Here is a 22,092-nt window from a genome sequence, read left to right on the forward strand (position 1 = left end):
TGCCCCAACGCGACCAACCTCACGATGACGGGTCCGATCGCGAACCGCCGGAGGCCTGGGCCCTCGCGGCCGCCTCGGCGGCAGCGCTTCCGGGCCGCTTGTGCTGCACCCAGTTCTCGATGTTGCGCTGCGGGCCGGCCGACACGGCCAGCGCGCCCGGTGGCACATCGTCGCGCACCACCGTGCCGGCGCCGGTGTAGGCACCGTCGCCGACACTGACCGGCGCGACGAACATGGTGTCCGAGCCAGTGCGCACATGCGAGCCGATCGTGGTGCGCCGCTTGTTCTGGCCGTCGTAGTTGACGAACACGCTGGACGCGCCGATGTTGGAGTGCTCGCCGATGTCGGCGTCGCCGACGTAGGTCAGATGCGGGACCTTGGTCCCGGTGCCGATGGTGGAGTTCTTGGTCTCGACGAACGCCCCCAGCTTGGCGTCGGCGCCCAGTGCGGTCCCGGGCCGCAGATAGCTGAACGGTCCGACCGTCGCCCCGGCCCCGATCCACGACGAAGCGGCGTGGCTGCGGATCACCGAGGCGCCCTCGTCCACGGTGACATCGGTCAGCGTGGTGTCCGGGCCGATCTCACAGTGCGCACCGATCACGGTGGTGCCGAGCAGCTGGGTTCCGGGTGCGACGGTGGTGTCGCGTCCGATCGTCACGTCCACGTCGATCCAGGTGGTGGCGGGGTCGACGATCGTGACACCGGCCCGCTGATGGGCGGCGATCAGCCGGCGGTTGAGTTCGGCCGCCAACTCGGCCAGTTGCACCCGGTCGTTGACGCCGGCCACCAGGGCGGCGTCGTCGACGTGGCGCGCGTGCACCGGCTGGCCGTCGCCGCGCACGATGCCGATCACGTCGGTCAGGTACAGCTCGTGCTGGGCGTTGTCGGAGCCCAGCCGGCCCAGCGCGGACCGCAGCGCGGTGATGTCGAAGGCGTACACCCCGGCGTTGACCTCGCGGATCTCGCGCTGCGATTCGGTGGCGTCGGCCTGTTCGACGATCGCGGTGACTTCCCCGTCCTGGGTATGCAGGATGCGGCCGTAGCCGGTGGGGTCGGCCATCGTCGTGGTCAGCACGGTGACCGCCGCCGGGGCGCTGCGGTGGGCATCGACCAGCGCCCGCAGCGTCGCGGTGTCCAGCAGCGGAATGTCGCCGGAGGTGACCACGACGGTGCCGTCGAAGTCGTCCGGCAGCGCCGACAGGCCGCACAACACCGCGTGCCCGGTGCCCAGCTGCTGGTCCTGCAGGGCGATGTCGATGCGGCAGTCCAGGGCCTGCGCCGACTCGGCCACCGGCCCGGCGATGCGTTCGTGGGCGTGGCCCAGCACCACCACCAGGTGGCGGGGGCCGAGCCCGGCGGCCGCGCGCAGGCAGTGCGACAGCATGCTGCGCCCACCCAGCGTGTGCAGCACCTTGGGGGTGTCGGAGACCATCCGGGTCCCGGCCCCGGCCGCCAGCACGATGACGGCGTCCTGGCGATCGGCGTCCTGGCGGTCGGCATCCTGGCGCGAGGGAGCGTGTTTGTGCGTCGACACGCCGTCTAGCCTGTCATTCTGCGCACGCTCGCGGCAAAGGGTGGGGCAAATCCGTGCCCGTGAAGCTCCGTCGCCAGGACTCGAACCTGAACTATCTGAACCAAAATCAGAGGTGCTGCCGATTACACCACGACGGATGGATTGCAAGGAGACTCTACCGAACTGGATATCCTGGGCATCGTGGCTGCTCTGGACAGGGATGGCAGGCCCCCGCGGGCCCGGATGACCGGCAGTGAACGTCGGCACCAACTCATCGACGTCGCGCGCTCACTGTTCGCCGAGCGCGGCTACGAGGGCACCTCCATCGAGGAGATCGCGCTGCGCGCCAACGTGTCCAAACCGGTCGTCTACGAGCATTTCGGCGGCAAAGAGGGACTGTACGCCGTGGTGGTCGACCGGGAGATGTCGGCGCTGCTGGACGGCATCACCACCTCGCTGACCAAGTCGACCAACAACCAGTCCCGGCTGCGGGTCGAACGGGTCGCCCTGGCGCTGCTGACCTATGTCGACGAACACACCGACGGCTTCCGGATCCTGATCCGCGACTCCCCGGCATCGATCAGCTCCGGCACCTATTCGACCCTGCTCAACGACGCGATCGGCCAGGTGTCCTCGATCCTGGCCGGCGATTTCTCGCGGCGCGGCCTGGACCCCGAGACCGCGCCGCTGTATGCCCAGGCGCTGGTCGGCTCGGTGTCGATGACCGCGCAGTGGTGGCTGGACGTGCGCGAACCCAAGAAGGAAGTGGTGGCCGCCCACCTGGTCAACCTGTGCTGGAACGGGCTGATGCACCTCGAGGCGGACCCGGCACTGCACGACGAATAAGGCATGCACCGCAACGCAAATCGGCCTCCGGGCAGCCACCGCCTAGAATTGCCCACATCATGACCGCACCGGGGCACGCCAGCCCAGCCACCCCGATCGCGGGGCTCGTCGAAGCCGCATTGAGCGCGCCGACCTTCGTCGATCTCATCGAGCGCGCCGACAGCCGGCCCGCCGAGCTCAATGTGGTGGGCCCGGCCGCGACCAGGCCTTTCGTCGCGGCCGCATTGGCCCGCAACAGCCCGCTGCTGGTGGTCACCGCCACCGGCCACGAGGCCGACGACCTGGCCGCCGAGCTGCGCGGCGTCTACGGCGGCGCCGTGGCGCTGTTCCCGTCCTGGGAGACGCTGCCGCACGAGCGGCTCTCCCCGGGGGTGGACACCGTCGGAGCCCGGATGCTGCTGCTGCGGCGGCTGGCACGGCCCGACGACGCGCACCTGGGACCGCCGCTGCGCGTGGTGGTCACCACGGCCCGGTCGCTGCTGCAGCCGATGACCCCGCACCTGGATGCGATCGAGCCGGTCACCTTGACCGTCGGCGAGGAGACACCTTTCGAGGCGGTGATCGCCCGACTGGTCGAGCTGGCCTATACCCGGGTGGACCTGGTCGGCAGACGCGGTGAGTTCGCGGTGCGCGGCGGCATCCTCGACGTGTTCCCGCCGACCGCCGAGCACCCGGTACGCGTCGAGTTCTGGGGCGACGAGATCACCGAGATGCGGCCGTTCTCGGTGGCGGACCAGCGCTCCATCCCCGAGATCGACGCCGGCACCGTGGTCGCGGTGGCATGCCGGGAGCTGCTGCTCACCGACGACGTCCGCGCCCGCGCGGCGCAACTGGCCGGCGATCACCCGCTCACCGACAACACCGTCACCGGCGGTGTCGGCGACATGCTCGCCAAACTCGCCGAGGGCATCCCGGTCGACGGCATGGAGGCCCTCGGCCCGGTGCTGCGGCCCGGACCGCAGGCGCTGCTGACCGATCAGCTGGCGGCCGGCACCCCGGTGCTGATCTGCGACCCGGAGAAGGTCCGCGCCCGCGCCGCCGACCTGATCAAGACCGGCCGCGAATTCCTGGAGGCGTCCTGGTCGGTGGCGGCGATCGGTGGTGACGCGCCGATCGATGTCGAGCAGCTGGGCGGTTCGGGATTCCGCGACCTCGCCGAGGTGCGCAAGGTGGCGCTGGACGCCGGGCATCCGTGGTGGACACTGAGCCAGTTGCCCGACCCGGAGGCGATCGAACTCGAGGTGCGCCCGTCGCCATCGGCGCGGGGGCGGCAACGCGACATCGAAGCGATCTTCGCCATGCTGCGGGCGCACACCGCGACCGGCGGCGCCGCGGCGATCGTGGCCCCCGGCGTGGGCACCGCCCGCCGGCTGGTCGAGCAGCTGGCCGAATCCGACACCGCGGCAACACTGATGGAGCCCGGTGCGGCCCCGCAACCCGGCGTGGTCGGGGTATTGCAGGGACCGTTGCATGACGGCGTGGTGATCGGCGGCGCCAACCTGGTGATCGTCACCGAGACCGACCTGACCGGAAACCGGGTCGCCGGGCCGGAAGGCAAGCGGCTGGCGGCCAAGCGCCGCAACGCCGTCGACCCGCTGGCACTGACCGCCGGTGATCTGGTGGTCCACGACCAGCACGGCATCGGCAAGTTCGTGGAGATGACCGAGCGCACCGTGGGCGGGGCGCGGCGCGAATACCTGGTGCTGGAATACGCCTCGGGCAAACGGGGCGCCAACGGCACCGACAAGCTCTATGTGCCGATGGACTCGCTGGACCAGCTGTCGCGCTACGTCGGCGGCCAGGCGCCGGCGCTGTCGCGGCTCGGCGGCAGTGACTGGAGCCAGACCAAGACCAAGGCGCGCAAGGCGGTGCGCGAGATCGCCGACGAACTCGTCGCGCTCTACGCCAAACGGCAAGCCGCGCCCGGCCACGCGTTCGCGCCGGACACCCCGTGGCAGGCCGAGATGGAGGATGCGTTCGGGTTCACCGAAACCGTCGACCAGCTCACCGCGATCGGCGAGGTCAAGGCCGACATGGAAAAGCCGGTCCCGATGGACCGGGTGATCTGCGGCGACGTGGGCTACGGCAAGACCGAGATCGCGGTGCGGGCGGCGTTCAAGGCCGTCCAGGACGGCAGGCAGGTCGCGGTGCTGGTGCCCACCACGCTGCTGGCCGATCAGCACCTGCAGACGTTCAGCACCCGGATGGCCGGATTCCCGGTGACCGTCAAGGGGCTGTCGCGCTTCACCGACGCAGCCGAGTCCAAGGCGGTCATCGACGGGCTGGCCGACGGCTCCGTCGACGTGGTGATCGGCACCCACCGGCTGCTGCAGACCGGGGTGGCATGGAAGAACCTCGGCCTGGTGATCGTCGATGAGGAGCAACGGTTCGGCGTCGAGCACAAGGAGCACATCAAAGCGCTGCGGACTCACGTCGACGTGCTCACCATGAGCGCCACCCCGATCCCGCGCACCCTGGAGATGAGCCTGGCCGGCATCCGGGAGATGTCGACGATCCTCACCCCGCCCGAAGACCGCTACCCGGTGCTGACCTATGTCGGCCCGCACGACGACAAGCAGGTGGCGGCGGCGTTGCGCCGCGAACTGCTGCGCGACGGCCAGATCTTCTACGTGCACAACCGGGTCAGTTCCATCGACGCGGCCGCCGCCCGGGTGCGCGCGCTGGTGCCCGAGGCCCGCGTCGTGGTGGCGCACGGCCAGATGCCCGAGGAGCTGCTGGAGACCACCGTGCAGGGTTTCTGGAACCGCGAATACGACATCCTGGTGTGCACCACGATCATCGAGACCGGTCTGGACATCTCCAACGCCAACACCCTGATCGTCGAACGTGCCGACACCTTCGGGCTCTCGCAGCTGCACCAGTTGCGGGGCCGGGTCGGCCGCAGCCGGGAACGCGGCTACGCCTACTTCCTCTACCCACGGGACACGCCGCTGACGGAGACCGCCCACGACCGGTTGGCCACCATCGCCCAGAACAACGAACTCGGCGCCGGGATGGCGGTGGCGATGAAGGACCTGGAGATCCGCGGCGCGGGCAACGTGTTGGGCGTGGAGCAGTCCGGGCACGTCGCCGGGGTGGGGTTCGACCTGTATGTCCGGTTGGTCGGTGAGGCCGTCGAGGCCTACCGAGCGGCGTTCAACGGCGAGACACTCACCACCGAGGAGCCCAAAGACGTCCGGATCGACCTGCCGGTCGACGCCCACCTGCCGCCGGAGTACATCAACTCCGACCGGCTGCGGCTGGAGGCCTACCGCCGGCTGGCCGCCGCGCCCGACGATGCCGCGATCAGCGCGGTGGTCGAGGAGCTGACCGACCGCTACGGGCCGCTGCCGGAGCCGGCGGGCCGACTGGTCGCGGTGGCCCGGTTGCGGCTGTTGTGCCGCAGCGTCGGTATCACCGAGGTCAGCGTGGCCTCGGCGACCACCCTGAAGCTGGCCCCGATGACGTTGCCGGACTCCGCCCAGTTGCGTCTCAAGCGGCTACACCCGTCGGCCAGTTACCGCGCCACCACCGCCACCGTGCAGGTTCCGATACCTCGGGCTGGGAGTTCGGTCGGTGCGCCGCGCATCCGCGACGTCGAACTGGTGCAGATGGTGGCCGATCTGATCGCGGCGCTGGAGGGCAAGCCGCAGGGCCAGGTCGACGTGACGGCACCGGTTTCTGAACCCGCCCCGGCCGGTCGGCGATGACCGTCGTCCTGGTCGACCCGCGCCGGCCTTCGTTGCTGCCGGTGGAAGCGTGCGCGCTGCTGACCGGCGACGTCGTCTACACCGAGGAACTGCCGATCGCGGTGCCGTGGTCGTTGCCCGCCGCCCGCTCGGTGCTGTCCGGTGCCGAGGCGCCGGTGCTGCTGTCCTCGGATCGCGACCATCCCGCCGTCGTCGCCCGGTTGGCAGCCGGTGAGCCGCTGATCGCCGCACCGGAGGCCCCGGCGGGGGAGCGGCTGCTCGACGCGGTCGCGATCATGGACCGGCTGCGCAGCACGGGCCCGTGGGAGAGCGAGCAGACCCACGATTCGCTGCGACGGTTTTTGCTCGAGGAGACCTACGAGTTGTTCGACGCGGTGCGCAGCGGGGACGCCGACGAACTGTGCGAAGAGCTTGGCGACGTGCTGCTGCAGGTGCTGTTCCACGCCCGCATCGCCGAGGACGCACCCGAGCGCCCCTTCGGCATCGATGACGTCGCCGACGCGTTGCTGCGCAAGCTGGCCAATCGGGTGCCGGCGGCCGTGCTGGCCGGCGAGGAGATCTCGCTCGACGACCAGGTGGCGCAGTGGCATGAGCGCAAAGCCCGGGAAAAGCTCGAGAAGAACGCCGGAAACTCAATCATGGACGATCTGTCGACCGCTCAGCCGGCATTGGCGTTGGCGAGCAAGGTGCTGCAGCGCGCCGCACGTGCCGGCCTGCCCGCCGAGCTGGTTCCCGACACCCTCACAACCGTCACGGTCGACGCCGACAGTGACGCGGAAAATGGGTTGCGCACAGCGGTTTTGGACTTCATGGATACCGTCCGTTCCGCTGAGCAGGCGATCGCCGCGGCGCGCGACGGCGGCGTGGACGTTCTCAATCCCGACAGCGCACCGCTGGGCGCGGTCAGCGAACAGGAGTGGCGCGCCCACTGGCCGGCGACCGGCGAGGAGGCTGTCAGACCACCCGCGGCGCCTGATCCACCTTACGAGGGGAAATAGATCACCTGATTGGAGAACAGCGCGGTCGGCTCGCTGATGTGGTTGGCGGCCGCGACGACCGACATCCGGGTGTCCAGATCCTCCTCGCCGTATTCCGTGCGGCACAGTGACGCCAGGGTATCGCCGGCGATGTGGCGGCGCCGGTTGAGGCCGGGGACGACGAGCACCTGGCCCGGGGCCGGTTCGGTGTTCGCGGGAAGGTTGTTCGCCAACCCGATCACGATCGCGAGGTGGTCGTCGCCGTACCACCGGGCGGCCAGCTCTGCCAAGCTTTCTCCGTCGACGACCGTGTGGTGTCCCACGTTGGACAGATCGGGGATGTGCAGCCAGCTGCCCTGCTGGATCTCCCGCTGGGCTACTCCGTTGACGATCTCCCAGATCAACTGCACGTTGGTGTCGTCGGTTCCGTAGTAGTGCTGGGTGATCTCCTTACGCGTCGCGGTGGAATCGGCCGCCGTGACCACGTGTCGATACGTCACATACGGGATCAGCAGCTGCTGCCCGGACAAGATCAGATCCGGGTTGGCGAGGTGGTTCTGCCGCGCGATCACCGGGTACAGGGTGCTGTCGCCGTACTCTCGCCGGGCCAGGGCGAACAGGGTGTCGCCGGGCTGAACTTGGTAGGTCTTCACGGTTGTCATTCCTTCCTGTCGGACTAGGGAATTCGCAGGACCTGGCCGACCCGGATCAGATCGGGATTGTCGATGCGGTCTCGATTGGCGATGAACAGTCGCTGCCACAGGTTGCCGTCGCCGTAGCGGTCCTGCGCGATCTTGAAAAGGGTGTCGCCGGGGACGACGCGATGCAGGGAGAAACTGTGGAACGGCCCGCCGAGCAGCGGGCGCCCGAACGTCAGCGGCACCGACACCGTGAAGTCGTTCTCGGGTAGCCCGCTGGGGTTGTCCGAGCGGACGATCAGCATGCCCTCCGCGGTGGTGGGCACCGGATAGCTGACCGGGAAGTCGAACAGGGTGTAGCCGAATCCGGTGTTCGGCACGAACATCGGCGCGACGGTGGTCACAACGGTGCCGTTGCGGTCGGTCAGGGTTGCCGAACCGACGACACCTTCGAAGGCGCCGCCGAGCCCGCACAAGACGAAACTGTCGCCGACGATGTCGAACGGTTGCGGAGTGCGGACCGCGAGTCGCGGAATCTCATTCATGCCAAGGATCCTTTTCGCTGGCTTGGTAATGGCCATCCTGCTGCCGACGCCGCCGGGGACGCACGGGTAGTGGACTACTCCATTTCGCGACTCGCGCCGGTGCCGAGCTGACCGTCACGGTTTCGCGTAGCCCGGTACTCGTGTCACGGCCGGTCGCCTGGGTGGAGCATCGGTGTCAACCGGAATCCCGCCGACCACTCGGGCCGGGCCGGGGCGAGCAGAGGGAGGCGCGGCCATGCCGATGTGGGTCGAAACAGCGGGCGCCGCGGCGTCTTTGCCGGTATCGCTGGTCAACCGGCGGTGCCACCTGACGAGCTACACCAAGCAATCCATCCCGGCAGTGAGCGTGCACAGCGACGTCATCGCCTACGCGTCACCGGACTCCACCTACGCGGTGACCAAGAAACTCTTCGACGCGGCCACGCGGTCGATCCTGATCGGGATCTACGACTTCTCCGCCGCCTATATGAAGCAGCTTGTGCTCGACGCGTTGGCGCGCGGCGTCACGGTGTCGCTCATGCTCGATATCGACAGTGCGGCCGAGACCCGGCTTTTCGGCAAGCTCGTCGATATGGGCGTGGTGGGGGTACCCGCGCCGTCCTGCGCCAATCCCAGCGTCCAGGTCTTCGCGGCCGCGCACGAGAAGGTCATCGTGATCGACGACGAGTGGACTCTGGTGCAGAGTGGCAACTACAGCCCCAACTCCATCCCGCTCAACGAAGTCGACGGTGGTGGGGTGCCCGCGTTCCGCACTGGTAATCGAGACGCGGGCCTGGCGATTCGCTCTGCGGAGCTGGCCGGGCTGTTCACCGGCATCCTGACCCGGGACATGGCCCGGGTGACCGCAGGCACCGACCAAGCGCTCGGCGTGCCGCCGGAACCGGGGATGATCCTCGTCGAACGGGCACCGACGCATCATCCGTCGAAACTGTTTCCCAGCCGCGTGTTCCAGCTCGATGTCCCGTTGACCGTCCAGCCGGTGCTCAGTCCGGACAACTACCTGGATGTGGTGCCCGCCCTGATCCGAACCGCAACGAGATCGATCGTCATCGAGCAGCAGTACATCAAGGCCCATCAGCCGGGAGTGCGCCGACTCCTGGATGCCGTCGCGGCGGCGCGTGCCCAACACCCGATGCTGCAGGTGCACATCGTCCTAGGCAAAGTCTTCGACCGTGGCGAGTTGCCGCGCGAGCACGCGAATCTCGATGTGCTGGCCAAGGATTACGGACTCAAGCTGGATGACAATATCCGTTACATCAATACCGATCAGTTGGTGCACTGTCACAACAAGATGATCGTGATAGACGGCGCTGCGGTGTTGGTGTCCTCGCAGAATTGGTCTGATTCCGCGGTCACCAAGAACCGTGAGGCCGGACTGTGGGTGCCGCACCCGGGCATCGCGCAGTACTTCGAGGCGATATTCAAGACGGACTGGGACAGCGCGTTCACCAGCCCCGAGCAGGGCCTCGGGGAGGCGCCGGTGACGCGTGCCGCGCTCGGCACCGGCGGGTTCGTGCGCGTCGAGCCCGCCGACTACGAACAAATATGAGGCGGCAGTGCCGGGTTCGCGTAGTCGGCTACTCGTGACCCGAGTCCGCGACGGCAGCCAGCATGGGTGATGTCCACCAATGAGCGCTCCTGGGATGGGAGCCTGAGCCACCCGGAGGGTGTCATGCACAGTAACTGCGGTTGCTTCATCGTTCCCAGGGATGTGCTGGAGGAACTCGCCGCCGACGAATCCCTGTCCGCCCGGTCCCGTCAAGCGCTACGTGACACCGGTGCACTCGAGCCGGTGTGGCGTCAACTCAGGACCGCGCAGATCCGCGCCGCCCAGGCCGGCATGCTGTTCACCGGTGCGGAGATCGCCAACAGGCTGGCGTCGCAACCGGAATCTACGGTGTTCAACTGTAAGAACACCCGGTCGCTGCCCGGCGCCCCGGTTCTCAACCCGGACTCGTCCTCGGACGAGACCGCCAGCCGTGCCCACCGAGAGACGCTGGCGGTGGCCGACTTCTACGCCCGGTGCTTCGGACGCAACTCGGTCGACAACGCCGGCATGACGCTGGTGTCGTCGATCCACTACGACGTCCACTACTCGAACGCCTTCTGGAACGGCACCCAAATGACCTATGGCGACGGCGACGGCGAGGTGTTCGTCGATTTCACCGCATCGACTGATGTGATCGGACACGAATTGACCCACGGCGTCACCCAGTTCACCGCGGGCCTGAACTACACCAACGAAGCCGGCGGCCTCAACGAAAGCGTTTCCGACGTGTTCGGCACCATGTTCCGCCAGTGGCGGAAGAACCAGACCGTCGATCAGGCCGACTGGCTCATCGGAGCCGACATCATCGGCCCGAAAGCCGCCGCGAAGGGTTACACCTGTCTTCGCGACATGGCCGATCCGGGCGCACAGCACTGTCTGTCCCGGCAGCCGGGGCACTACCGCGACTACGTGCCGGGCGGCGATCCGCACACCAACAGCGGCATACCCAATCGCGCGTTCTATCTCGCCGCCAAGGCCATCGGCGGACAGTCATGGGAGAAGGCCGGTAAGGCCTGGTATGCGGCACTCACCAGTCCCAAAGCCACTCCCAACATGAAGATGAAGTCGTTCGCCAACCTGACCCGGTCCGCGGCCAAATCCTTGTTTGCAGCGGATACCGCTGTATACAGTGCGATTGACGCCGCATGGGAAGCGGTCGGCATCGCGTAGCTGAAGCGAGGCGGGCGATGAGTGAATATGTCATCGAACGGCGCGGCGGCCTGGCCGGATTGCCGGCGGCCGGCCGGGTTCAGGCCGACGCGCTGGAACCCGATGCCCGGGCAGAGCTGGACCGCCTCATCGACAGCACGGCGTCGATGCCGAGGGATGTCGGCGCTGATCGCTACATCTATGTGGTGACGCGCCGGACGCCGGCGGGGGAGACCCGCCGTGAGATACCCGAAAGTCTGTTACCGCAGTCGGTGACAAGCCTGGTGCGAGAAACGATCTAGCGCGCCCGAGGAGTACCGATGATCACCCTTGAACGACCCGTCGATGAAGCCGACGATCACGAGGCGCCCGGCAAAGACCCTGATCTCGCCGGCGTGCCCGGATCGCTACGCATCCTGTTGGCCGGGTGGGTCGGCGCCGCCGCCGCGCTCATCCTCGGCTTGGCCGTGCGGAATGCGACGCTGACCAGCACCGCGTGGGACCTGATCGGGACAGCGCTGTTGAGCGCGATCGGCATCACCTGCGCGCTGGCTCTGGTTCAGATCGCCAAGCGATCCCGCGGTGCCGCGCTGACCGCGATGGTGAGTCAAGTCTTCGTCGCGGGCCTTTCGGTCTACGTCTGGATGGTCGATCAGCGCAGCCCCGAGAGCCAGCTGATGGGCGTGACGGGCATCGCGTTGGCGATGGGCGGTATTGCCCTGCTCTGGGTGCTCTACTTGGGCCGGTACGCCCGCGGTGCCTTCAGCAGGGGCGCAGCCGTCGCTGTCGCACTGTTCCCGTTGGTGGGCCTTGGCCAATTCTGGATGCAGACCGAGTACCTGCCCGCGTCGGCACGTCCGCTCGTCGACATCAGCACCGAGCTCTCGCCGACGGGCTCGACCGGCCCGATCATTCACTTGTTGGCGAAAACGACCCTGCACAACCGTGGTTCGGTTCAGGCCGAGATACACGCGGCATTGATGCGCGTGACGGCGTACCCCGTTGGAACACCGTCGGAACCGGCCAACACCGAACACCTGCTCGCCGGGCTGACTCCGGTGGGGCGGGTGCTGCGAGGGGAGTACCGCGAAACCCCCAATCTGCCCGCCGACGCCCAGCTGCTCTACGCCAATCTGTTCGCCGCCCCGTACGACGACGCCTTTCTCTCCCCCGGCGAGACGGCCGAGCAGAAGCTGGTGATCGACATCGACTCGCGCAAGGTCCGGCTGGTACGCCTCTCGGTGAACGGGGTTTTCGTCACCCACCGGATTCTCAAAGACACCCACTCGTGTTACCCGCCCCAGATCTCCTTCGCCAAGGACCCGGCGGCCTTCTTCGACGAGGCGGGGAAGGTCCACGACTTCGGCGACACCAAAGCGGGCGTGTTGTGCTCGGAAAGTCAGTTCGCCTCGACAGGTGCGATCCAGGACCTGGTTTCGGATCATCCGATGTCACGGGTCTTCGTCATGGTCGCTCCCCCCGCACCGACCATGGATGTGCCGGAACTGGTGCCGTTCTTCGGCACCCGAGAAACCCTCAAGGATCCGCTCCGCCACATCGACACGATGTATCAGATCGACAAGGCCAACCCCACCGCGATCATCAGCAGTTCGGCCGAGTATGTGCCGTCAGACGCCGACGTTCACCCAGGTGCGCGTTAGCGACCGAATTGGAGTAGACCGCTACTCGTGCCGACCGGTCGGGCCGGGACAGATGCTGGATTCAGACGGCCACCGCCCGGAGGGATATGCGTCATGACCCGAGCACTCGGCAAACCCACGAATACCGACACCGACGCCGTCGTCCGCTGGATGGACGCCGGCGCCACCCGATCCGATCCGGAGTCGACGCCGCTGCCGGGTATTCAGCCGGCGAAACGGCGGCTGCACGCCGCGTGGCGAGAAAATGCACAAAGCCGGATCGTCGAGCTCGATGTCGAAATCGACTGTCTGATCGACCAGTTGGGAAGCGCGGCATCCGCCACCCAGCGACGTCGGCTGGCCGAGGCGAAGAGCAGGCTGCGCGCCGCGGATGAAGTCGTCAAAAGCCGTCCGGGACTGCGGAACGCGTGGACGGGGGTCGATGTCGCCCGCGCGCTGGCGCACATCAATGCGGTCGAAGTCACGCTCACCCGGCTGTCGCCGCCGGACACCGTCGCCGCGAAACTGCCCGACATCATCACTGACGCGGCGCTACTGCTCAAACCCCGCGATGCCCGCCTGGATGACTTGCGGCGCTACGCCGCGAAACCCGACCTGGCCGACGACGACCGCGGCCACATCGCACAGGACATGCGGGCGATCTTCGCGGCGTGTGCCGACGAGCACGTCCGGACGCGCAGCTTTCGCAATCTCCTCTTGGGAGCCACCTTCGTGCTCACGCTGTTCGCCGTCGGGATCGGTCTCCTGGGCTGGTGCGCCCCGAATTGGTTTGTGCTGTGCGCGTCGAACCATCCGACCGTGGCCTCCTGCCCCACGGGGGGATCGGCGCCGAGCGGCGGCGACGTCTTTCTGGTGGAGCTCATCGGACTGTTCAGCGCCGGCCTGATGGGATCGGTCGCGATTCGCCGAATGCGTGGCTCCTCAACGCCCTACGCGGTTCCGATGGCCTCGCTGCTGGTGAAGCTGCCGACCGGCGCACTGACGGCATTGGCCGGGCTGCTGCTGGTCCGCGCCGGTGTCCTGGGCCCGGACGTCGCCGTCGCCGGTACAGCGCAGCTCGTCGCTTACGCGCTGATCTTCGGCGGTTCGCAGCAGGCGTTCACCCGGCTGATCGACATTCAGACCCAGAATGTGCTCGACAGCATTCCCACCCCGAACCGCGACGCGGCCAAATCCCCGAACACCGCCGTCCGGCCCAACCAGCAGGGGCCGTGAGGCGCCGCGCCGTCACAGCGTGGTCTGGATCGGCGCTGCCGGGGCGGCGGCGATCGCGTCGAGCACCTGGATGTTCCGGACGATATCCTGGCTTTCCCGTTGGGCGATCTCGCGGATGACTGCCGCGGACACGGCGGTCAGCGCGGGCGCATCGAAGACCGACACCACCTGCGCGGCGACCGCGCGGTCGCGGATCCGGATTGTCGCAGGGCGCACGAACGCCGGCTCCAGGGCCAGCAGCGCGGCGAAGCGCCACGCGCTGTCGCGCATCGCCCGCACGGCACCGTTGATCGCGAACAGCTCGCTGGATGCCAGGACCGCATATAGATCGCTCAACGCTGGTGACAGCTGATTCAGCCGGGAGGCGACATCATTGACCTGGCCGGCCAGCACGGCGTTGATCGTGTCGAAATCGTGGTGCAGTGTCCACAGGTCGGGCCCGGGCGAGATCTGCGTCGCGGCAATGCCGAGATCAAAAGCGATATGCGCGGTGACTCCGGCGACCAGGTGCTGCACCAGGATCGGCTTCGCAGTGTTCGCAGCCGCGAAAACCGCCCACCAGGAGCGGGTCGGCTCCGGGTAGCGCTGCGGATGGAGATATCCGTTGAGTGCGTCGAAATAACGGTTGGCGAAGGCGACATCGAACCGCTCCATCCGCGGGCCGTCCTCGAACGTATCGTGTGCCACCGCCGTTCGCACCGCGATGGTGATTCGTTTGTACAACGCCGCAAAATATCCCAGACGGTTCGACGCACCGATCGACCAGTCGATGACGGTGCCGATCGTTTCGACCACGTCGTCCAGCGTGGTGGCGCGGGGCAATGGATCCGGCGGTGACGGGATGGCGCTCATCATCCGAGGATCCGCCGGTCGAGTCGCCAAACCTAGCGTAACCGACTACTCGAATCGCCATGGCCGGCCCGGGATTCGCCGAGGCGGGTACTGCGCTACTCGTGTCGTGAGAGGCCTTGCGCCCCTAGCGTTGTGGACGGACAGGGGAAGGGGAGTCGATGTCTTCGAACAATCCGCTTTGGCTGCCCGACGTGCTGCGAGCAGAAGGGCTCGACGTGGTCGAGTTCCCCCGATGGCGGTTCTGCGGCCACGGCGACTTCACCGACATCTGGGGGGTGATCTGCCACCACACCGGCGCTGATGAGGCGCCGCCGGAGCGCATCGCGGGCGGCACAGCCGCTGTGACCGGCCCGCTCGCGCAGCTCCACCTTGCTCAAAACGGCACCGTCACCGTCATCACGGCCCGAATCGCGCGGCATGCCGGCTCGGGGCGCTATCCCGGTCTGCCCACCGACGACGCGGATCGGCACACGATCGGTATTCGGGCGGTGAACACCGGCACCGAAGGCTGGTCGACACCACAATACGACGCCTTGGTGCGGTGTTGTGCCGCCATCCTGCGCAAACTGGGCCAACCCAGCTCCCACGTGATCGGGCACCGGGAGTGGAATCCGCGCAAATGGGATCCGGGCGCACTCGATGTGGACCGCTTGCGTTGTGACGTCGCGGCCCGGCTGCCGGAAACCAAGCGGAGAAACGAAAGGCCCGATGTCACAGTCGAATAACTGAAGTAGCGCCGTACTCTAGGCGTGCGCTATCGGCTGCTCGATGCTCGGGGGAGTAACTCAGCATCGAGATTGGAGTCGATATGCCTACGAAGAAGTCGGGATTGAAGACGCTGGCCACAACCACAACCGGTCGCAGCGTCACCCCTGCCGCTGCGACCAGTAAAAACGGGACCGCCCGGATGGTTTTGAGTAACTCAGTCGGTGACAATCCCCTCGGGGAGCTGTCCCCTTCCGTTGCCGGGGACGGCGCCGCTCGTGGTGGCGCAAATGCCTACGGCGCCTTCTCCATCGAAACGTTTGCCGACGCCGGGTCGCTGATGTCGACCCACGAGGATGCCGCCGGCTTCCTCGGCTATGTCGGCAAGTTCACCGCGCCGAACTTCTGGTATAAGGACGGCAATGTCCAAATCTGGTCCTACTACGAGGACTTCGATGATTGGCAGGACACCTACGGAATGGACGCGGTCAACGTCGCCTACCATTCCGGACACGGCGGCCGCCGCGCGGACGGAAGTGTGTGGTTCCCGCTGGGCGGCAATTGGAACAACCAGGGCACCAATGCGTGGGCCGGCAATATGCGCCTGGGCAACGAACGCGCCAACTATCTGTTCTGGTCGACCTGCTTCGCCTGCCCGGTGTACGCCCCGCTGAATCCGATCATCACCTGGAACTCCGCGAATCTGGGCTTCCGGATGCTGTTCGGCTTCGAGACCACCAGCTTGGACGACGGCAACTACGGCAAGTACTTCTTCGAGGAGTGGAACAAAGGCAAGTCCTTCAGCACCGCCTGGATGGATGCCAGCTGGCGGATCTCCCACGGCCAGGTGCCGTCTGTCGTGGCCTGCGGGGCAACCCAGGCCGAAGCCACCGATCGTCTCAACAACGAACGCCTCTTCAACTTCGGTCACGTCAGCAAGAACTGGTGGCAGTGGCGCTGGTATTACGCATCCAGCCTGGCGCCGACGAACCTGAGTACGCGCGAACGACAGCTCGCGGTCCCAGCCGACCTACGGGGCGCGCGACTGCGGCCGGTCGAGGTCAACCCGAAACTTCTTCGCTCGACGGTCGATCGCTTCGGATTGCGGGTCAGTATTCCTCGCGAGGTGCCGGTGTCCGCCAGCGGAGCCCTCCGCGTCGGCGACGGCGACTCCCAGCTGGCATATGGCGCCGACGGGTCCATCGAAGCGCAACTCGACAACCACAACTACGCCAACCGCGACCAGATTCCGGTGAGCCAAGCGGCGGCGATCGCCCAAGAGGCTCTCGGCCGGTACGGGTTGACCAGGGACGCGGAGCTGGTCTTCGACAAGGTCCGATATGCCGCCGAGGCCGGCGGTAGCGCCCAGGGCGACGGCGAGCTGCTGGACCCGGTGGTGACCGGCACGACCGTGCAGTTCAAACAGATCATCAACGGTCTGCCGGTGGTCACCCCCGGTGCCGGCGAGGTCCGGGTGTCGGTCGACAACGACGGCAAGGTCACCCGGGTCGCCAGCTCGGTCCGGGCGGTGGACCGGCTCGCTGCTGCCGTGGGCGGTGGCGGACCGACACCGACCCCCGACGGCGCCGAACAGCCCGCCGCGGTGGTGGCCGACCAGGATCCGGTGGGGCAGCGCCTCGGGGCGTCGTGGGCGCAGCAGCTGGCGCGCTGGGCGACCAAGGGGCAGATGCCGGTCGGTTACTCGCTGGTGCCCGGCACCACCGAAGTCGGCTACGCCATGCAACTCGACCAGGCGGTCGTGGTGGCCACGCGCGAGATCGAGGTGGACTTCGGCAACGGCCTGCGCAAGCGCTACCGCGTCGAGGCACCGCTGGGATGACACCCCCCGGCTGGACTGGACCCGGGCTCGCTCAACTGAGCCCGGGTTCTTCCAGTTCTGCATCGGCCCTAGCCGGCGATCGCCTGGACGTCGACGGCGAACCGTCTCTGCACGCCGGCGGCGCCCTCCCAACTCCGGCCGTAGGTGAACCGCAGGGTGCCTTCCCCCGATGCTCGCACCGTGACTCGAAAGTACGCCTCGCCAACCGAACCCACAGTGGCAGTGGGGTAGTCACCGCGTTCCTCGGTGAGTTCGAACAGTCGTTCCGCAAGACTGTCAACGCCCCAGCGGTAGCCCGCTGGGGCGTTCTCGGGCAGTCGAATCTCGATCGTGTCGCCGACGCGTACCTGAATCCGGCGGCCGTCGTCGCGTTCGGTCAGGCCGATTGACATACCGTATTGCGCTTCGTGATCACAGTGTCACTCCGTAGCTTTCGTTGAAGAACGCTCCGTTGATGTACTCCGGGCTCGCGTAGCCGAAACCGTCGTCACCCCACCCGGTGCCCCAACTGTTGCGGATGATGAAGCGCCCGTCGCCGGTGTAACCGACCACCGTCACAGCATGGCCGCCCCGGACCGTTGCGGGCTGGAATTCATCCAGTTTGCCGCCTGTTGTCGCAGCGTTGTCCCACGTCGCATCGACATTGAGACCCACCAGGATCGGGCCGTGCTGGCTCACCCAGGCGCGCCAGTTGTCCAGATTGAGCTGCAGGTTGAAATACGACGCGACCTTGTGCGTGGCGGCTGTGGCGTAGAAGGTGTTCTCGTTGCCGGAGTACATCGCCGTGTTGATCTTGAACGGCAGCATGCTCTCGGGTACCGCGCCGTAGTTGCGCAGCACGTCAACCGCAGCCTTGAGGGTGGTGCCCGCGCCTTCGATCATCGTCTCCGGCCGCGACGTGAACTGGTCGGTCTCCTTGGACGCCATCCAGGCGAAACGCGGTGACAGCTTCTCGGTCTTCGCCAGTCTGCCGGCCGTGACGAACATGTAGCGCGCCACGCCGTCGGTGGACGCCCAGCCGACACACGAACCGGTGTTGCCCTGATCGCCGATGGCCCACCAGGAGTTGCGCAGATCGACGCTGGCCGGCAGCGCGGCGGGGGCGCCGAGAACCCCCGCGGCCAACGCGTCGGTGAACTTCCAGTCGGTCTTCATGCTCTCTTCCGGCGTGGGAACCAGATTGCAGATCCGCTTGCGTTCGCCACGCCGTGTTGAAGCCTTTGCCATTTCACTGACCTCCGTGTGATTGGGTCGGGTTCGATACCCGCGTACGACCCCAATCATCGTGAGCCGAACAGTGATACAGCACGCGTAGTGCGCTACCCGATTATGCGGGGCGTTCAGGAGGCGAGATCGGCGGCTGCGGCGATGGCCCACGTGACCTGGGGGTGCCTGATGTCGCTGTGGGCACCGCTGAAGGCCGATTGGTTGGCGGCGATCACGGCATTGGCATCCAGTGCGTAGAACCGCTGGGAGGCAAAGCTATACGGTATTTTGGGCTCGGCAAGCTGAACGGCTTCAGCAGCGGGGTCATTCTGGTAGCCGTCATGGCCCATGGCGCCCCACCGGTATATGAGGTCCTCGGCGGCCTGAGCGTCCTGGCGTGTCAGCATGCTGGCGGCGGGATACCACCAACCGACCGCCCGATCGGCCCGGCTGAACGTCGCCAGCAGGGGGCCGTCGACGCGTGCCTCGCAACCGGCGAGCCCGCCGGGCCGGCTGTTGTCGAAGGGAAGTGACCTGGCGAAAGTGAAGTGGGAGAACGCCCCTTGGATCAGGGTCAGGGATTTGACGGGGCTGGCTGCCGGTGTCGCGGAGTCGGGCAGGCCGGCCAGCGCGTAGGAGACCAGCCGGGCGCCGAAGCTGTGGCCGATCAGGTGGATGCGCGGGGGGCCGGCGGCCCCACCGAGCCGCCCCAGCAAGGGGCTCAGCCCGACTTGACCGACCACCCCGGCGCGGTTCTTCATCTCGTAGTAGCTCAGCGTGCGTAGCACTTCCCGCGCGCCCGACCACAGCCCGGCAAAAGGATTGCCCAGCCCTTGCGCATTGCCGGTGCCGGCGGGCGCCATCGCGGCGGCGTGGCCCAGCACGGCGGCGGTGTCGGCCGTCGTGTCGGACCGCAGTAGCGCCGCTTCACCGGTGTCCTCGCTGCCCTGCGGCCTGGTGGTGACGAGATCGCTCGCCAGGGAATGGAATTCGATTAGCTTGTCGGGGTCCTGGGGTTGGTCGTCGAGCAGCAGGCCCAACGTGTCGAGGTGACCCTGCTGGTCGGGGAAGGCCGGTGCGAGTGCAGCGGCCAGTTGTGCTCCCGTGGAGGGCACCGGCGGCGCGGTGGCCGGATCGTCGTCGGGAAACAGCAGTGATGGCCACAGCACGCCGACGGCCGCACTGGTGGCGGTATGAGTCCCGAGCTGGTCTGCCAGCAGTGAGAACATCGCCTGGTAGAGGTCACGGGCAGAGTCGACACCGTTATTCCAGCCGTGCGAGAAGACGAACAGGTCGCTGATGCCGCCGGCCTCGACCGCGGCGGGCAGCCCGCCGTCACCGTTCAGCGCGCCGTCGGCGTTGAAATCCAGCTCGTAGTACGGCAATCCGTTGATGGTGATCATCTCGTTCCTCCCGGCTACTAGGTACTGGACAGGGCCCGAAGCAGGTTGATCAGGCCGGCGCCCTGAAAGAACTGGTGGCGGCCGAGATCGGTCGCGGTGTCGATGAAGATCTGCTTGACACGTTGCGGCTGACCGATGAACTCGGTGCGCGCCGACAGGAAAGCGGCGATCGCCCCGGACACATGGGCGGCCGCCATCGAGGTGCCGCTGTCTTCGATGTAGCGGGCCAGCTCCGACGGATCCGAGGGACCGGCCGCCAACGGGGGCACACCGGCCGCCTGTTTCCCGGTCGCCGCGGAGGTGATCCGTTCGCCGGGCGCCACCAACTCGGGTTTGAGCCGCCCGTCGAGCGTGGGCCCCTTCGACGAGTCGAAGGTCACCCCGAAGGTGTGCGGTCGGTAGCGGTGTACCGACCCGACCGTGATGGCCGATGCGGCATTGCCGGGGTCGGTGATGGTCGACAGCTGCCCGTATACGTCGCCGCTCGCGCCGGTGGCTGCGGCACCGACACCGGCGCCGACGACCCCGGCGCCCAAGTTGCCGGCGCTGACGACGGCGACCACACCGGTCCCGACCAGCAGGTCCAGCTCCCGGCACAGCGGGCTTTGCCCGGCGGCGTAATCCCTGATGAGCCAGCCGCAGCCGAGCGACAGATTCACCCCGTGGATCACCAGATCACGGCCGCCGGCGTTGACGGTGCGCACATAGTCGAGCGCGTCGATCACCGCACTGGAAAGGGTCTGTCCGTCCTTGTCGAGCACTCGCAGGCTGACCAGGTTCGTTCCCGGAGCAACTCCGGACAGGGCGGCACCGGGGGGGAGGTCTCGCGCCAGCCAGCGTGGCAGGCCTTGGGCCGTCGGCTCGTTGGCGGCGATGCGCAGCATGGCCTGGTCCGCGGGTGCCCGGCCGGCGATGATGCCCGCGACATGGGTGCCGTGCCCGAAGGGATCGGTCAGCGGGGACGACCCGGTGGTGGGCTGGGCGGGGTCGGTGATGGTGAAGTCATGGTGCAGCGACGCCACCGAGCTCGCCGACAGCGTTGCATTGCTGGTGAAGTGCGGATGTCCGGCGTCGATACCGGAATCGATCACCGCCCACACCACCCCGGTGCCGTCACACCGGAACGTGCGTGAGGCGGCATCGGCCTGGATGGTCGTCACCGAACGATCCAGATGGGCGTTGACCACGAAATCCGGCCACACGTGGTAAATCAGCGCCAGTGCGCGTTCGGTGGCGGCTCTGCTGGGCCGGGCGCCGCCCTGGACCAGTCGCTGCACCTCGGCGGGGGCCAGCGTGCACCGCATGTAGTGCCGGCCGACGGGAATCGGCCGGGGCGGTCGGTTACGCGCCCGAAAGACGTGTGCGAACAACTCGTTGAACTGGTGTCGGACCGCCTGCGGGTCCGCACCCGGTCCCAGCCGCAATTCGACGAGAACTACTCGGCGGCCCTGCTCGACGGAGCGCACCGCTCGATCGGCCTCCGGCGGTACCTCCTCCGGCGGGGCGAGCAACAGCTGGCTGACCATCGGCCGGCTGCGGGGGCCCCGGGACTCGCCGCCGGCGGTCACGGCCGTGCTTCCCGAGCCCGCCGCGGCCCCCGACAGCGGATCAGGACGCGCAACGGTGGTGACATTCTGTGATTGTCACCCCGATGTTCGTGATCCACAGCAATATCCGCCTACTCGATTCGCGGTGATGACGACCGTTCAGTCCTCATAATGGCGTTCGTAGTCCCAACGCTCGAGCCGCAGCTGCAGTTCGTGCGCGCCGCCCGAAATGAGCATGATCAGCACGGCCACGCAGGCGGCCACGATGACGCTCATAGCCGGTACATCTCGCGTGCCATGCGTGCGGGCTCCAGGTAATCACGCAGGCCCGGGTAATAGGGCGCCGGCGGCGGAAGACTGGGCAGTGCGGCCAGCGTCCGGCGCACCGCGGCCATCAGCCGGTGGCTCACAGTGGGTCGCGGCAATGAAACCGCCGCGGCCGTGCCTAACAGAACTTCACCCTCCGTGATGAGGACGGGCGTCGACGGTGGCGCGGGATGGGCCGCATCAACCGATGCGGTGTGCGCCTGAGATGACACGGACATTTTGATTTCTCCTCACATCGTGAAGGTTGCTGATGTGAGAAAAATTAGGGCTGCCCAACACCTGCTGCACGAGTGGCGAGCTACCTGTCTTCAGTGGCGAATCCCCACGAATCCACAGGTAAAGGGCCTACCGGCGGCCCGGAACCGCCGAAGATGGAGTATCCGATTACTCGTGTTCTTCCCGACGTGAC

The 22,092-nt window shown here is 67.3% G+C and carries 19 protein-coding genes and 1 tRNA gene; 10 read left to right on the forward strand and 10 right to left on the reverse strand.

The features are described 5' to 3' along the window. Positions 1 to 19 precede the first annotated feature (19 nt). Both glmU and DQP56_RS07900 read right to left on the reverse strand, forming a co-directional pair. Positions 20 to 1,534, reverse strand: coding sequence for a bifunctional UDP-N-acetylglucosamine diphosphorylase/glucosamine-1-phosphate N-acetyltransferase GlmU (gene glmU / locus DQP56_RS07895; protein WP_112684407.1), 1,515 nt, complete (start codon positions 1,532 to 1,534; stop codon positions 20 to 22). 65 nt (positions 1,535 to 1,599) lie between these two features. Further along, positions 1,600 to 1,671, reverse strand: a tRNA-Gln gene (locus tag DQP56_RS07900). Positions 1,672 to 1,756: 85 nt separating this feature from the next. Between DQP56_RS07900 and DQP56_RS07905 the strand changes: the two genes are divergently transcribed. Genes DQP56_RS07905 through DQP56_RS07915 form a run of 3 tightly spaced genes read left to right on the forward strand, consistent with a single transcriptional unit; the run spans position 1,757 to position 7,067 of the window. Continuing rightward, positions 1,757 to 2,359: a TetR/AcrR family transcriptional regulator gene (locus DQP56_RS07905; RefSeq protein ID WP_112684408.1), complete on the forward strand. Its 603-nt coding sequence runs from the start codon at positions 1,757 to 1,759 to the stop codon at positions 2,357 to 2,359. Positions 2,360 to 2,418: 59 nt separating this feature from the next. Next, on the forward strand, positions 2,419 to 6,069 hold the full coding sequence (gene mfd, locus DQP56_RS07910; RefSeq protein ID WP_112684409.1) for a transcription-repair coupling factor: 3,651 nt from the start codon (positions 2,419 to 2,421) through the stop codon (positions 6,067 to 6,069). Further along, positions 6,066 to 7,067: a nucleoside triphosphate pyrophosphohydrolase gene (locus DQP56_RS07915; RefSeq protein ID WP_112684410.1), complete on the forward strand. Its 1,002-nt coding sequence runs from the start codon at positions 6,066 to 6,068 to the stop codon at positions 7,065 to 7,067. The genes mfd and DQP56_RS07915 overlap by 4 nt, the downstream gene beginning before the upstream one ends. Here the strand turns inward: DQP56_RS07915 and DQP56_RS07920 are convergent. After that, on the reverse strand, positions 7,052 to 7,699 hold the full coding sequence (locus tag DQP56_RS07920) for a LysM peptidoglycan-binding domain-containing protein (RefSeq protein WP_112684427.1): 648 nt from the start codon (positions 7,697 to 7,699) through the stop codon (positions 7,052 to 7,054). The two genes, DQP56_RS07915 and DQP56_RS07920, sit on opposite strands and share 16 nt — an antisense overlap. Before the next feature lie 23 nt (positions 7,700 to 7,722). Then, entirely contained in the window at positions 7,723 to 8,229 is a 507-nt protein-coding gene (locus DQP56_RS07925) for a LysM peptidoglycan-binding domain-containing protein (RefSeq protein ID WP_234825550.1), read from the reverse strand. Between the two features lie 235 nt (positions 8,230 to 8,464). Between DQP56_RS07925 and DQP56_RS07930 the strand changes: the two genes are divergently transcribed. The 5 genes from DQP56_RS07930 to DQP56_RS07950 all read left to right on the forward strand — a co-directional run bounded on the left by DQP56_RS07930 (position 8,465) and on the right by DQP56_RS07950 (position 13,803). Continuing rightward, positions 8,465 to 9,778, forward strand: a complete 1,314-nt coding sequence (locus DQP56_RS07930) for a phospholipase D-like domain-containing protein (RefSeq protein WP_112684411.1) — start codon at positions 8,465 to 8,467, stop codon at positions 9,776 to 9,778. Between the two features lie 123 nt (positions 9,779 to 9,901). Further along, positions 9,902 to 10,948: a M4 family metallopeptidase gene (locus DQP56_RS07935; protein ID WP_112684429.1), complete on the forward strand. Its 1,047-nt coding sequence runs from the start codon at positions 9,902 to 9,904 to the stop codon at positions 10,946 to 10,948. A gap of 17 nt (positions 10,949 to 10,965) precedes the next feature. Beyond that, complete coding sequence (locus tag DQP56_RS07940) at positions 10,966 to 11,229, forward strand: protealysin inhibitor emfourin (protein WP_112684412.1); 264 nt, start codon at positions 10,966 to 10,968, stop codon at positions 11,227 to 11,229. An 18-nt stretch (positions 11,230 to 11,247) separates the two neighbouring features. Then, positions 11,248 to 12,588 carry a hypothetical protein gene (locus DQP56_RS07945; RefSeq protein WP_112684413.1) on the forward strand — a complete coding sequence of 447 codons (1,341 nt, stop codon included), beginning with the start codon at positions 11,248 to 11,250 and terminating at the stop codon, positions 12,586 to 12,588. A gap of 93 nt (positions 12,589 to 12,681) precedes the next feature. Continuing rightward, positions 12,682 to 13,803, forward strand: a complete 1,122-nt coding sequence (locus DQP56_RS07950; RefSeq protein ID WP_112684414.1) for a hypothetical protein — start codon at positions 12,682 to 12,684, stop codon at positions 13,801 to 13,803. A gap of 12 nt (positions 13,804 to 13,815) precedes the next feature. On the opposite strand, the gene DQP56_RS07955 is transcribed toward DQP56_RS07950, so the two are convergent. Next, on the reverse strand, positions 13,816 to 14,658 hold the full coding sequence (locus tag DQP56_RS07955) for a DUF5995 family protein (protein WP_112684415.1): 843 nt from the start codon (positions 14,656 to 14,658) through the stop codon (positions 13,816 to 13,818). A 155-nt stretch (positions 14,659 to 14,813) separates the two neighbouring features. Here DQP56_RS07955 and DQP56_RS07960 point away from each other — a divergent pair, with 155 nt between their 5' ends. Together DQP56_RS07960 and DQP56_RS07965 are read left to right on the forward strand one after the other, a co-directional pair. After that, positions 14,814 to 15,380, forward strand: a complete 567-nt coding sequence (locus DQP56_RS07960; protein WP_112684416.1) for a peptidoglycan recognition protein family protein — start codon at positions 14,814 to 14,816, stop codon at positions 15,378 to 15,380. Positions 15,381 to 15,562: 182 nt separating this feature from the next. Continuing rightward, on the forward strand, positions 15,563 to 17,200 hold the full coding sequence (locus DQP56_RS07965; protein ID WP_286167724.1) for a DUF6345 domain-containing protein: 1,638 nt from the start codon (positions 15,563 to 15,565) through the stop codon (positions 17,198 to 17,200). Between the two features lie 68 nt (positions 17,201 to 17,268). Here the strand turns inward: DQP56_RS07965 and DQP56_RS07970 are convergent, their stop codons facing one another. The 5 genes from DQP56_RS07970 to DQP56_RS24645 all read right to left on the reverse strand — a co-directional run bounded on the left by DQP56_RS07970 (position 17,269) and on the right by DQP56_RS24645 (position 21,766). Continuing rightward, a complete protein-coding gene (locus tag DQP56_RS07970; protein ID WP_112684418.1) occupies positions 17,269 to 17,592 on the reverse strand; it encodes a protease inhibitor I42 family protein in 324 nt (107 codons plus the stop codon). A gap of 19 nt (positions 17,593 to 17,611) precedes the next feature. Then, complete coding sequence (locus DQP56_RS07975; protein WP_234825551.1) at positions 17,612 to 18,427, reverse strand: C1 family peptidase; 816 nt, start codon at positions 18,425 to 18,427, stop codon at positions 17,612 to 17,614. A 113-nt stretch (positions 18,428 to 18,540) separates the two neighbouring features. Beyond that, positions 18,541 to 19,809: a serine/threonine protein kinase gene (locus DQP56_RS07980; RefSeq protein ID WP_112684420.1), complete on the reverse strand. Its 1,269-nt coding sequence runs from the start codon at positions 19,807 to 19,809 to the stop codon at positions 18,541 to 18,543. Between the two features lie 17 nt (positions 19,810 to 19,826). After that, entirely contained in the window at positions 19,827 to 21,335 is a 1,509-nt protein-coding gene (locus tag DQP56_RS07985; RefSeq protein WP_112684430.1) for a S8 family peptidase, read from the reverse strand. Positions 21,336 to 21,628: 293 nt separating this feature from the next. Next, complete coding sequence (locus DQP56_RS24645; RefSeq protein ID WP_165824940.1) at positions 21,629 to 21,766, reverse strand: hypothetical protein; 138 nt, start codon at positions 21,764 to 21,766, stop codon at positions 21,629 to 21,631. Positions 21,767 to 22,092: the final 326 nt, after the last annotated feature.

The organism is Mycolicibacter senuensis (genome assembly GCF_003284925.1).
In the GTDB taxonomy this organism is placed as follows: domain Bacteria; phylum Actinomycetota; class Actinomycetes; order Mycobacteriales; family Mycobacteriaceae; genus Mycobacterium; species Mycobacterium algericum_A.